Annotated in this window: 11 protein-coding genes; 10 read left to right on the top strand and 1 reads right to left on the bottom strand. The window is 69.9% G+C overall.

Annotated features, from left to right (window positions below; translation table 11 throughout):
* The first annotated feature begins 135 nt into the window (after positions 1–135).
* The 10 genes from ACIGJI_RS15135 to ACIGJI_RS15180 all read left to right on the top strand — a co-directional run bounded on the left by ACIGJI_RS15135 (position 136) and on the right by ACIGJI_RS15180 (position 11,136).
* On the top strand, positions 136–2,697 hold the full coding sequence (locus ACIGJI_RS15135) for a metallophosphoesterase family protein (protein WP_363446061.1): 2,562 nt from the start codon (positions 136–138) through the stop codon (positions 2,695–2,697).
* 85 nt (positions 2,698–2,782) lie between these two features.
* Positions 2,783–3,436: a hypothetical protein gene (locus tag ACIGJI_RS15140; protein WP_292796804.1), complete on the top strand. Its 654-nt coding sequence runs from the start codon at positions 2,783–2,785 to the stop codon at positions 3,434–3,436.
* A 53-nt stretch (positions 3,437–3,489) separates the two neighbouring features.
* Complete coding sequence (locus ACIGJI_RS15145) at positions 3,490–4,515, top strand: Lrp/AsnC family transcriptional regulator (protein WP_025102843.1); 1,026 nt, start codon at positions 3,490–3,492, stop codon at positions 4,513–4,515.
* A 115-nt stretch (positions 4,516–4,630) separates the two neighbouring features.
* On the top strand, positions 4,631–6,121 hold the full coding sequence (locus tag ACIGJI_RS15150) for an aldehyde dehydrogenase family protein (RefSeq protein WP_363446059.1): 1,491 nt from the start codon (positions 4,631–4,633) through the stop codon (positions 6,119–6,121).
* Entirely contained in the window at positions 6,118–6,876 is a 759-nt protein-coding gene (locus tag ACIGJI_RS15155; protein ID WP_363446057.1) for a gamma-glutamyl-gamma-aminobutyrate hydrolase family protein, read from the top strand. Before ACIGJI_RS15150 ends, ACIGJI_RS15155 begins: the two co-directional genes overlap by 4 nt.
* Complete coding sequence (locus ACIGJI_RS15160) at positions 6,873–7,343, top strand: DUF3830 family protein (RefSeq protein WP_268777852.1); 471 nt, start codon at positions 6,873–6,875, stop codon at positions 7,341–7,343. The genes ACIGJI_RS15155 and ACIGJI_RS15160 overlap by 4 nt, the downstream gene beginning before the upstream one ends.
* A 40-nt stretch (positions 7,344–7,383) precedes the next feature.
* On the top strand, positions 7,384–8,466 hold the full coding sequence (locus ACIGJI_RS15165) for an ABC transporter substrate-binding protein (RefSeq protein WP_268777851.1): 1,083 nt from the start codon (positions 7,384–7,386) through the stop codon (positions 8,464–8,466).
* Complete coding sequence (locus ACIGJI_RS15170) at positions 8,463–9,290, top strand: ABC transporter permease (protein WP_268777850.1); 828 nt, start codon at positions 8,463–8,465, stop codon at positions 9,288–9,290. Before ACIGJI_RS15165 ends, ACIGJI_RS15170 begins: the two co-directional genes overlap by 4 nt.
* A gap of 2 nt (positions 9,291–9,292) precedes the next feature.
* Positions 9,293–10,093, top strand: coding sequence for an ABC transporter permease (locus tag ACIGJI_RS15175; protein WP_280567648.1), 801 nt, complete (start codon positions 9,293–9,295; stop codon positions 10,091–10,093).
* On the top strand, positions 10,093–11,136 hold the full coding sequence (locus ACIGJI_RS15180) for an ABC transporter ATP-binding protein (protein ID WP_363446054.1): 1,044 nt from the start codon (positions 10,093–10,095) through the stop codon (positions 11,134–11,136). Before ACIGJI_RS15175 ends, ACIGJI_RS15180 begins: the two co-directional genes overlap by 1 nt.
* A gap of 28 nt (positions 11,137–11,164) precedes the next feature.
* Here the strand turns inward: ACIGJI_RS15180 and ACIGJI_RS15185 are convergent, their stop codons facing one another.
* Positions 11,165–12,013, bottom strand: a complete 849-nt coding sequence (locus tag ACIGJI_RS15185; protein WP_363446052.1) for a PrsW family glutamic-type intramembrane protease — start codon at positions 12,011–12,013, stop codon at positions 11,165–11,167.
* Between the last annotated feature and the right edge of the window lie 107 nt (positions 12,014–12,120).

Here is a 12,120-nt window from a genome sequence, read left to right on the forward strand (position 1 = left end):
AGCGTACCGGCCGCCCCCTGACGCGCCCGCGTTCACCTCCCCGTCGTCTTGATGTCAGACCCCGGTCATCCGGCTCCGCTGGGCTGGGGGCGCCCCGTGCGGCTGAGCACGGACACCCACCCACGAAGGACAGACATGACCTCCCCCACCCCTGCGCTGCGGTGGCGGCGTCGCGGACTGACGTCCGTCGCGCTGCTCGCCGTGCTCGGCGGCGCCGTCGTCGCCCCCGCGGCCCTCGCCGCGCCCGACCCGGAAGTGCCGACCGGCTCGCTCCTCACCGGCGACACCCCCTGGCACTACCTCGACGACGGCTCCGACCCGTCGCCCGCCCCGGCCGCGCTGCGCGACTGGACCCTGCCCGCGTACGACGACAGCGCCTGGAAGACCGCACCGGGCAGCTTCGGTGCCAAGAACGGCGCCCTCGCGCCGGTGGGACCGCAGACCCCGAAGACACTCCTCAACCACTACCTCGACGGGGTGAAGGCACCGACGGTGCCGACGTACTTCTTCCGCACGACCTTCGAGCTGGAGGCCGGCGTCGCCGAGCAGGTCGCCGCCCTGCAGAGCACCGTCACCTTCGACGACGCGATCGTCGTGTGGATCAACGGCGAGGAGGTCGCCCGCTACGTCGACGGCCGCATCACCGACACCGCCAACGTCGAGTACGCCGGAGACTCCAACGGCGACCCCCTGACCAGCACGTTCAGCGCCGAGGGCGACCTGCTCCGCGACGGCACGAACACCATCGCCGTGTCGCTGTTCCAGGACCGCGCGTCGAGCTCCGACATCTACTTCGACATGTCGTCGCTGACCCTCGTGAAGGCCTCCGACCCCGGCACTCCCGTCGTCGCCCCGCCGACCCGCGTCATCCTCACCCCGACCGAGAAGCCGGAGGTGTCGCAGTCGTTCTCCTGGCTCGCGGGCGACGCGTCGCACACGGCAGGTCAGGTCGAGATCGGCCCCGCAGCAGGTGGGGCCACCCGGACGGTCGACGCCTATGACGCCGGAGTGGTGAACGGCAACCCGAACAAGCACTTCTCGGCCACGGTCACCGACCTCACCCCGGCCACCGCGTACCGTTACCGTGTCGGCCTCCCCGGCAGCTGGAGCGACTGGCACGAGTTCCGCACCGCGGACCCGAAGGCGAGCGACTTCCAGTTCATCTACTACGGCGACGCCCAGATCGGTCTCGACACCACCTGGCCGAGCGTCGTGAAGCAGGCAGAGGCCCACGCCCCGCGATCGATCGGCTCCGTGCACGCCGGAGACCTCATCAACACGTCCAGCAACGAGAACGAGTGGCTGAACTGGTTCAAGGGCATGGAGGATTCCGCCGTGCGCACCAACGTCATGGCCGCCCCCGGCAACCACGAGTACTCGGGGGACAAGCTCCTCACCGCCTGGAAGGCCGCGTTCGAGTACCCGCACAACAACCCGTCCACGAGCTCGATCGGGGAACTCGCGAACCTGGCGAAGGGCGACTCAGAGGTGGCGCAGCAGTACCGCGCGTTCTTCGACCACTGGAGCTCGTTCGCCGCAGAGACCGCGTACTACACCGACTACCAGGGCGTCCGTTTCATCACCCTGAACGCGACCCGCGACACGACCTTCCTCACGCCGGCCGGGCTCCCGTCCTGCACGGGCGCGGAATGCCCGTCGTCGCAGATCGGCACGCTGTGGACCCGCTTCCAGGCGGCGTGGCTCGACCTGCTGCTGCAGAACAGCCCGTCGAAGTGGAACGTCGTCACGTTCCACCAGCCGGTGTTCTCGGCGTCGGCCGGTCGTGACGAGCCGGTGCTCCGCGCCGAGTGGCTGCCCGTCTTCCAGCGCAACGACATCGATCTCGTGCTCATGGGTCACGATCACACGTACGCCCGCGGCTACGTGAACACGGACGCCACAGACACCGCCGGACTCACCACGGGGCCGGTGTACGTCGTGTCGAACTCGGGCGCCAAGCATTACGACCTGGAGACCCCGGAGAAGAACGTCTGGACCAACAACGGCGCCACCCAGGTGCTGCGCGGTCAGGGCGTGACGACCTACCAGGTGATCGATGTCTCGAAGAACCAGCTCGTCTACCGGTCGTACCTCGCCGAGAAGCAACCGGACGCCACGACCGACCTCCCCGTCGGCGCGGTCTACGACACGTTCACCGTGACCAAGTCCGACGCGGGCGAGAAGTGGGTGACCGAGGCCGGCGTCACCCCACCGGTCACGGAGGAGCCGGAGCCCGAGAAGCCCGCGACCGTCGAGCTGGGCGCGTCCTCGGTCACCGCCGGCGGCACGCTCGCCGTGTCGGGCAGCGGCTTCGCGGAGGGCGCCGAGCTCGCGCTCGAGCTGCGGTCCGACCCGGTCTCGCTCGGTACGGTCACGGCCGCGGCGGACGGCACGTTCGCGCGCACCGTCACCATCCCGGCGGGCACCCCGGCGGGTGCGCACACCCTCGCCGTGATCCTCCCCGACGGCTCGGAGGTGACGGCCTCCCTGACCGTGACCGCGGCGGCCGGTGGCGGAGCGATCGTCCCCGGTGAGAGCGACTCGGGTGGCGCGACCGACGGCGACCTCGCGACGACCGGTGCCGACAGCACGCCGTTCGTCGTCGGGGCCGTCGTGCTGCTCGCGGCGGGCCTCGGTCTGTTCGCCCTGCGTCGCCGCCGTGCGCACGCAATGATCGAGACGACGGACGCCGAGTAACCCCCTCCTCCCTCCACGGGCGCCGCCGGCACTCCCGGCGGCGCCCGTGCCGTCTCCCCCCACTCCCGGCCTCTAAGCTCGCACCATGCACCGGTCCCTCCGCAGCGCCGCCACCGCGGGCACCGTCCTTCTCCTCGCCATGGCCCTGACCGCCTGCGTCCAGGAGAACTCCCCCGTCGATCCGGCCCCGACGGTACCGGCCGGAGCGTCCTCGACGCCGGAGACGTCCGTCGCACCGGAGCCCGCGGATCAGACCGTGGTGATCTCGGTGGACGGGATCGCCGTCAACGGCGGTCCCCTCGTTCCGTTCGACGAGAGGGAGCTCGTCATCGATGCGCTGGCCGACGCGATGAGCGTCGCGCCGGAGGAGGAGCCGCTAGAGGGTCCCTACGGCGGCGAGTACACCGCGTACGTCTGGGACGGCCTGCGCGCGACCGACGATGACTCGAGGATCGTCGTCTCGGTGACGGCGGATGCCCCGTCCGTCTCGTTCACGACCCCGGAAGGGGTCGGACTCGGCGCCAGCCGCGCCGAGGCCCTGTCGGCGGGCGCGGAGGACGAGTGGGATGAGGACGGCGACGGCATCGCGGACTACCTGAAGATCGGAATGCGCGAGGTGTCCGGCACCCGATCGCTGGTCCACCCGGGACAGGTCGGCGTGGAGTACGTCCTCCTGGTCCTCACCGAGGACGTGGTGACCGGCATCCAGAGCGGCGCCAACGACTACTCCGACATCTGACCCGCTCCGGGTCTGGGATAACCTTCACGTGCCCGACCCGCGAAGGAGAACCCGTGCCCGCGAACGATGCCCTGGCCGATGAGACCGATCGGATCGTCGCAGCGGCCCTGCAGGTGAACGGCCGCGCCTCCTGGGGGGAGATCGCCCGCGTTGTCGACCTCCCGGAGCGTACAGTCGCCCGCCGCGGACAGCGTCTGCTGGACCGCGGTCTTGTGCGCGTCTCGACCTACGTCGACCCCGCCCGCGTACTCCATGCGCGGGCCGTCCTGTTCCGGATCACGACCGAACCGCATGCGCTCTGGCACGTCGCCCGCACCCTCGCCCGTCGCGCCGACGCCTCGTCCGTGTCGGTCCTCGAGGGCAGCAGCGACATCGCCGGCATGCTCCTCCCCCACGACGACGCATCGATCCGCGAACTACTGTTCACGGACTTCCCCGAAGTGGAGGGCATCGCGTCGATCAACGTCACCACGGTGCTGAAGTTCTTCCGCTCCGGGCACGATTGGCGGGTGGGGGTGCTGTCCGACGAACAGGTGCGGATGCTGGACGAGTCGTCCGGATCCGAGGTCGACCCGGCGGACGCCCTGAGTGAGGACGAGGAAGCGCTGATCCGACTCCTGCTGAAGGACGGACGGATGCCCGTGGCACAGCTCGCCCGCGCGCTCGGACTGAATGTCACCACGACGCGCCGACGGATGGAATCGCTCAACCGCCGCGGGCTCATGCACCCCCGCACGGAGATCGTCCCGAGCCTCTTCGGCCTCGGGCTGGAGGCACTCGTGTGGCTGCGGGTGCCGATGGATCGGCTGGAGAAGGTGGGATCCGCCCTGGCCGCTGCCCCGGAGGTGAAGTTCATCGTCGCGACGACAGGCACGTCGCAGCTCCTCATGAACGTGCTCGTGCGCGACGCGGACGAGTTCTACGACTTCCTCACCGGTCCCGCGGTCGCCGGCCACGACGGGCTGGAGGTCGTGGAGTCCCTCGTCGTCATCACACCGGTGCTGCGCGGCTCGCTGATCGTGGACGAGGCGCCGGCGGCGCTGGCGCAGGACATGCCGACGGGAGCCATCCGCCTGTAGGCCGATTCTGTTACAGACGTGTAAAGAAGTGGCGGGATCGTTCGTTTTATCTTGACGTGATGGCGAAATAGGGCGAGTATCCCTTCCAGGGCCTTCACCCCTGGAGAGGACGACCGTGTTCACGGCAACTGGAGACGACTGGGCGGACCGCGCAGCGGCGCTGTCACTACGCACCCGCATGTTCATAGACGGCTCCTGGCAGGCCGGGACGGCCGAACCCCTCACACCGATCAGCCCCCGCGACGGCCGGGCGTTGCCCCCTATCGCGGCCGCCTCCGCCGACGACATCGACCGCGCGGTCCGCTCGGCCCGCGCCGCGTTCGACTCCGGCGTGTGGTCGCGCATCGCCCCCCGGGACCGCGGCCAGCGCCTGATCGCCTTCGCGCAGCGGATCCACGACAACGCCGAGGAGCTGGCCCTCACGATCTCACTCGAGATGGGCAAGCCGGTACGAGAGGCGCTCCAGACCGAGCTGCGCGCGGTCGTGAACTGCTTCCGCTGGTACGGAGAGGCGGCCGACAAGGTGCTCGACGAGCTCCCGGTCACCGCGCCGGGCAGCCTCGCCCTCGTCACCAGGGAGCCGGCCGGCGTCGTCGCCGCGGTCGTGCCGTGGAACTTCCCGCTCACGATGACGGCCTGGAAGCTCGCCCCCGCTCTCGCCGTCGGCAACAGCGTCGTCCTCAAGCCCGCCGAGCACACCACCTTCTCCGCCCTGCGCCTGGCCGAACTCGCCCATGAGGCCGGCATCCCGGCCGGCGTGCTGAACGTCACCCCCGGCGCCGGCCAGGTCGCCGGCCGTGCACTCGGCGAGCACCCCGATGTCGACGTCGTCACGTTCACGGGCTCGCCCGAGATCGGCCGCCGGTTCCTCGGATACGCCGCCGCGTCGAACGGCAAGCGCGTGTGGCCGGAGCTCGGCGGCAAGACGGCGAGCCTCGTGCTGCCCGACGCCGATCTGGAGCGCGCGGTCCGAGCCTCGGCCGACGGCTGCTTCTACAACCAGGGGCAGATGTGCACGGCCTCGTCCCGGCTGCTCGTCCCCCGCGCGCAGTACGACCGGGCCCTGGAGATCGCCGCCGATGTCGCCCGTACTGCTCTCCCGGCCGATCCGTTCGACGTGTCCACGTCGATGGGGGCGATCGTCAGCGAGAAGCAGCTCGCCGGGATCGCCGGGTTCGTCGCGCGCGCGGAGACCGAGGGTGCCGAGCTCGCGGCCGGAAGCGCCGAGCGGTTCTCCGCCGTCGACGGCGGCAGCTACTTCGCCCCCGTCGTGCTCGGCGTGACCCCCGCGCACGAGGTGGCGCAGCGCGAGGTCTTCGGTCCTGTGCTGTCAGTCATCGCGTACGACGACGTCGACGACGCCCTCGCCATCGCCAACGGCACCGAGTACGGCCTCGCCGCCGCACTGTGGAGCACCGACCTCAACGCGGTGCACACCCTCTCTCGGCGGCTGCGGGCGGGTGTCGTCTGGGTCAACTGCTTCGAGGAGGGCGATATGACCATCCCCTTCGGCGGGGTGAAGGGCTCCGGCTTCGGACGCGACAAGAGTCTGCACGCGATGGAGAAGTTCACCGATCTGAAGACCACGTGGATCGAGCTGTCGTGACCCGGCCGCTCATCGGCATCACCACGTGGCGCCGCGCCATCGACACCGACCTCGGCACAGGCCGCCCGGCGCACAGCCTCGGCACCGAGTACGCCACGCCGATCGAGGCCGCCGGCGGCGCCGTCGTGCTGCTGCCTCCGACCGCCGGTGTCGACGAGGTCCTCGATCGGCTCGACGGGCTGGTGCTCTCCGGGGGAGAGGATCTGCACCCCTCCCACTACGGCGCAGAGCCGCAGATGGGGAAGACCTACGACTCGGCTCGCGACGGCTACGAGATCGCGCTCGCCCTCGGCGCTCGCGAACGCGGCCTGCCGGTGCTCGCGATCTGCCGAGGACTCCAGGTCTGCACCGTCGCGTTCGGCGGCTCCCTCATCGTCGACATCCCCGCCACCGCCCACCACCACCCGGTCGGAGGAGCGGACGAGCAGCTCTCCGCACGGCACGCCGTCACGTTCACGGAAGACAGCAGGCTCGCCGCCCTCTACGGAACGACGACGAGGACCGTCAACACCATCCATCACCAGTCCGTCGACACTCCGGCCCCCGGGCTACGCCCCGTCGCCTGGGCACCCGACGGCATCGTCGAAGCCGTCGAGTCGGACGACGACTGGGCCTTCTGGGCGGTGCAGTGGCACCCCGAGAAGATGACCGCCTCCGAAGAGGCCGCTGAGGAGCGCCCGCTGTTCGCGGCGTTCGTCGCCGCCTCCCGTGAACGCGCAGCGGAACCGTCCGCTGGCCAGAAAGGAACACGATGACCAAGCAGGTCTTCCTCGAGTACGAGAACGGCGTCCGCGCCGTCGCCACCCTATTCGAGGACCTCGCCCCTCGCACGTGCGAGGCCATGTGGGGTGCGCTGGAGAAGCCGGTCACCATGCAGGCGATGCACGCGATGTACGCCGGACCCGAGGTCATGGTCGGCCTTCCCGAGGAGGCCCAGAACTTCGACCCCGAGGCCGTGCCCGCGGAGAACCAGCAGGTCGTGCCCGCGCCGGGTGACCTGCAGTGGTACTGGCAGCGCCCCATGCAGATGGGCGGACTGCCGTTCGAGTGGTACGAGATCGGAGTCTTCTACGATCGTGGTGCCCGTACTCTCGGCCCCCTCGGATGGACACCCGTCAACATCTGGGCCGGCATCACCGAAGGACTCGCGGAGTTCGCTCAGGAGAGCGCCGCGATCCGCATCGACGGAGCGAAGCAGCTCACCATCGGACGCCTGGTCTAGGCGTCCACCCCGTGCTGGACCCATCCCGAAGGAGCAGTGCATGAACACCCGCAGAATCCTCACCGCCGGCGCGCTCGTCGCCACCGGTGCCCTCGTCCTCGCCGGCTGCGCGTCCGGCGACGGCGAGTCCTCGTCCGGTGGTGACAAGGAGTTCGCCGGCGAGACCCTGGTCGTCACGTCGTTCGGCGGAGACTGGGAGAAAGCCTTCATCGAGGCCGTCGTCGACCCGTTCGAGGAGGAGACCGGAGCGAAGGTCGAGCTGATCACCCTGTACAGCGCCGACGCCCTCGCCCAGGTCACCGCCCAGAAGGCGAGTCCTCAGATCGACGTCGTGCACTTCTCCGGCGGACAGGAATTCACCGCTGCGGAGCAGGGCCTCATCGCCCCGATCGCCGCCGACGACCTGTCCGCGTCGGGAGACCTCATCGACATCGCCACCGCGGGTCTCGAGCGCGGCGAGGGTCCGGTCATCCAGCTCGCGCCCATCGGGCTCGTCTACAACACCGAGGCCGACGCCCCGGCACCGACGTCCTGGGAAGACCTCTTCGACGACGCCTACGCCGGTCACATCGCCCTGACGGACTTCTCGAACACCTACGGGGTGCTGTCGATGCTCCGCGTGGCCGACGCACTCGGGGGTGGCATCGAGGACCCGTCCGCAGCCATCGCCGACCTCGGGGCGCTGGCTTCCTCGGGCGACGCGATCGTCGTCCCGACCTCGCCGGACCTGCAGACCGCCTTCGCCCAGCGCGGCACGTGGCTGGCGCCGTACGCGATGGACTACGCGGGCACCCTGCAGGACGCGGGTCTGCCCGTCGAGTTCATCGTCCCGGAGGAGGGTGCGACCGCGTCGCTCATCACGGCGAACGTCGTCGAGGGCCGGGACAACGCCGAGCTGGCGACGCTCTTCATCGACTACGAGCTGCGCCCCGAAGCGCAGGCCGTCTTCGCGGAGAACATGCGCTACTCCCCCGTCAACACCGCGACCGAGCTGTCGGATCAGGCGGCCGAGGCCGTGCTCACCGGCGACGAGCTCGACGACGTGGTCGTCTACGCCCCGGGCGACATCGCCGCGTCGCGTCAGGCGTGGACCGATGAGTGGAATGCGCTGATCACCAAATGAGCGTCCGAACCCGTAGGGAGCCCTGGCTCCTGCTCCTGCCGGCGATCGTGCTGCTCGCGCTCGCCTTCGTCACCCCGGTGGCCGGCATGCTGCTCATGAGCGTGCAATCGCCGGCAGGCGGGTTCACCCTCGACAACTTCACCCGCTTGTTCGCGAGCGAGTATCACCTCCAGGCGGCGCTGCGATCGCTCCGCCTGGGGGTGATCCAGACGGTGATCACCCTCGTCATCGCCATCCCGCTGTCGTACATCATGGCGCGCGCCGGCTCGAAGGTGCGCTCCTTCCTCCTCATCGTCGTGATCCTGCCGCTGATGACGAGCGTCGTCGTCCGCACCTTCGGCTGGGTGGTGCTCATGGGGCCGTCCGGCCTGATGATGCAGATCCCCGGGGCGGAACTCCTCATCGGCGGTACGCAGGGATTCCTCGGCACCGAGACCGGCGTCGTGATCGCGATGGTGCAGGTCCTCCTGCCGTTCGCTGTGCTCAGCATCCTCGGCGTCATCTCCGGGATCACGCCGCAGCTGGAGGAGGCCTCCCGCACGCTCGGCGCTGGATTCTGGCGCACGCTGCGGCACGTCGTGCTGCCGCTCTCGGTGCCCGGCATCGTCGCCGGCGCCACCCTGGTGTTCGTGCTCTCGGTGAGCTCCTTCATCACCCCCCGCTTCATCGGCGGTTCGCAGATCCCCGTGTTCGCGCAGACGATCTACGTCGACGCGACCACCAACCTCGACTGGGCGTTCGCGGCGGCGCAGGCCGTGCTGCTGTTCGCGGGCGTGATGCTCGTGCTCGCAGCCACGTCCCGGCTCGGGAAGCAGAAGGTGTGACTATGGTCCGTTCCGTCCCGCTCCTCGGCCGTATCCTCGCGATCCTCCTCGGCGTCATCGTGACGCTGTACATGCTCGTCCCGTTGTTCGTCGTCGCCGGCGCCTCGGTGGGAGAAAACCGGTTCCTCACGTTCCCCGGACAGGGCTTCACGCTCGACTGGTACGTGGAGGCCCTCACCTCCGACACATACCTGGAACCGTTCCGCCTGAGCCTCGTGGTGGGGGTGACGGTCGCGATCCTCGCCGCCTCCATCGGCACCGCGGCCGCCCTGGCGCTGACGCGGTTCCGCGTTCCGGGAGGGGCGGCGATCCAGGCGCTGCTGATGTCGCCGCTGACGATCCCCACGATCATCCTCGCGATCGGCGCCCTCTCCATCGCTTCCCTCACGATCGGCTCCCCCAACGTGGGCGTGCTCATCGCGATCCATGTGGTCATCGCGATCCCCTACGTCATGCGCACCGTGACCGGCGTGATGACCCGTGCCGACCACTTCACCGAGGAGGCGGCGCGCACCCTCGGCGCCGGCACCTGGAACCGCTACCGCCTCGTGGTGCTGCCCATCGCGCGTCCCGGCATCGCGGCCGGAGCGTTCTTCGCTTTCAACATCTCGTTCGACGATGCGGTCATAGCCCTCTTCCTGCGCACCCCGCAGCTGGAGACCCTGCCCATCGCCATCTACGGCCAGCTGGAGTTCAGCACGTCCCCCACCGTGGCGGCCGTCTCGACCCTCATGGTCCTGCTCACCGTCGTCCTCATGATCGTCCTCGAACGCATCATCGGCCTGGGAAGGTTGTTCGTCTGATGACAACGCTCACCATCACTGCTCTCACCAAGGACTTCAAGGGGACGAAGGTGCTCAAGGGCATCGACCTCTCGATGCGGTCCGGCGAGTTCGTCTCGCTCCTGGGCCCGTCGGGCTGCGGGAAGACGACGCTCCTCCGCTGCATCGCCGGGCTCGAGTCGCCTACGAGCGGCACGATCGAGATCGCGGGGCAGGACGTCACGAAGCTGCCGCCCGAGAAGCGTCACCTCGGCATGATGTTCCAGAGCTACGCGCTCTTCCCGCACATGAGCGTCGCCGAGAACGTGCGCTTCGGGCTGCGGATGTCGGGCGAGAAGTCGAAGGCCGAGCAGAAGGAGCTCGCCGTCCGGGCGCTGGAGCGTGTGCAGATGGGCCACCTCGCCGATCGCATGCCCGCGCAGCTCTCCGGCGGACAGCAGCAGCGCGTCGCCCTGGCCCGCGCCATCGCGTTTGAGCCGCGCGTGCTCCTGCTCGACGAGCCGCTGTCGAACCTCGATGCGCGTCTGCGCGAGGACATGCAGGTCGAGCTCAAGGAACTGCACCGTACGCTCGGTCTCACGACGGTGTTCGTCACGCACGACCAGGAGGAGGCGATGAGCCTCTCCGACCGCATCGTGCTCATGAACGGCGGGATCATCGAACAGGAGGGCGCGCCGGCGGAGCTGTACAGCGCCCCGCTCACCCCGTTCGCCGCGGACTTCATCGGTGCCGCGAACCTCCTCCCCGCCACGCGCTCCGGCGCGGTAGCGACCCTCGAGGGCACCGCCGTGCAGGTCCCGCTCACGGGCGCCGGGTCGGACGGCTCGGGCGAGGTCGTGCTCCGGCAGGAGGATCTGCATCTGTCGCCCGCGGCGGGGCCGGGTGCCCCCGTCCCGGTCGAGGTCGTCGCGCACGTCTACCGCGGTGCCGACGTCGTCTACATCGTCGAGCTCGCCGGGCGCCGCCTCCGTGTGGTCCGTCCCCGGCACGAGGACCCACTCCCTGAGGGCCCGGCCGGCCTCGGCTGGCGCGACGGCGCCGTCCTTTGGATCCCCGCCGCCTGAGCCGCCCGGCACACGTGCTTCCGAGGGCTCAGGCTCCCCGGCGGGTCAGCACGAGACGGAGGGTCACCGCGAGGACCGTCGACACCGCGATCCAGCCGAGGGCCGTGCCCACGGCTGTGAAGAACGAGGCCTGATCGGTGGCGCCGGCGAGGTTCCCGTAGTTGATCGCGGCGTGGGCTCCGATGGCCACCGTGAGTCCGGCGAGCGCGACGAGCGGGCGGGACCAGGCGCGACGGGCATCCAGCGCGAGGCCGAGCGCCGCCCCGGTCCAGACGGTGAGAGCGGCATGCGTGGGGAAGGTGAGCGTGCGGACGATCCACGTCACCACGCCGTAGCCGACATCGTTCGCCGCGATGTCAGCCGCGATGGCGGAGGCGTCCTCCACCGCCGCGAAGCCCACGCCGACCAGCGCCCCGGCCATCGCGCCGAAGAGTACGCCGCGGCGCCCGACGCGCCGGGCGAGCACGAGGATGAGCAGCACCCCGAGACCCTTCCCGAGCTCCTCCACGATGGGCGTCAGCACCCACGTCGAGGGGATCGCCTCGCGCAGGATGCCCTGATCGTCGACGTACAGAGCCTGCTCGGAAGACCACGCGCCGAGCCCGGTGGCGATGAGCACAGCAGCACCGGCGCCCCAGGCCGGCGCCAGCATGGAGGACGTCCAGGAGCGCGAGACCCGCGGAGCGATCCAGCGCGCGGCGAACATCGTCACCGCCGCCGCGGGGAGGACGGCCACGAGACACAGGAGGAAGACGGGGCCGGACTCGACGGTGAACAGCAATATCGCCAGAGCCAGCGGGATGAGGAACACCGAGAGCACCACGGAGCGGCGCCCCCAGAACGGGACGGTTTCGGAGGGAGCGAGCGCGGAATGCACGCCCCGATCCTTCCAGACCGATGCCGCGACTCTCCTGGGCGCAGCCGCACTTCCGCACGAGGTCGCAGGTTCTCCCGGCAATCCGTGCGACCTCGGTGCGAATCTGC

This window comes from Microbacterium sp. NPDC064978 (genome assembly GCF_044543605.1).
Classification (GTDB): Bacteria; Actinomycetota; Actinomycetes; order Actinomycetales; family Microbacteriaceae; genus Microbacterium; species Microbacterium meiriae.

Coding starts and splice junctions, on each gene's coding strand:
- ACIGJI_RS15165 (WP_268777851.1), top strand. CDS start 7,384: ATGAACACCCGCAGAATCCTCACCGCCGGCGCGCTCGTCGCCACCGGT.
- ACIGJI_RS15175 (WP_280567648.1), top strand. CDS start 9,293: ATGGTCCGTTCCGTCCCGCTCCTCGGCCGTATCCTCGCGATCCTCCTC.
- ACIGJI_RS15180 (WP_363446054.1), top strand. CDS start 10,093: ATGACAACGCTCACCATCACTGCTCTCACCAAGGACTTCAAGGGGACG.
- ACIGJI_RS15160 (WP_268777852.1), top strand. CDS start 6,873: ATGACCAAGCAGGTCTTCCTCGAGTACGAGAACGGCGTCCGCGCCGTC.
- ACIGJI_RS15140 (WP_292796804.1), top strand. CDS start 2,783: ATGCACCGGTCCCTCCGCAGCGCCGCCACCGCGGGCACCGTCCTTCTC.
- ACIGJI_RS15135 (WP_363446061.1), top strand. CDS start 136: ATGACCTCCCCCACCCCTGCGCTGCGGTGGCGGCGTCGCGGACTGACG.
- ACIGJI_RS15170 (WP_268777850.1), top strand. CDS start 8,463: ATGAGCGTCCGAACCCGTAGGGAGCCCTGGCTCCTGCTCCTGCCGGCG.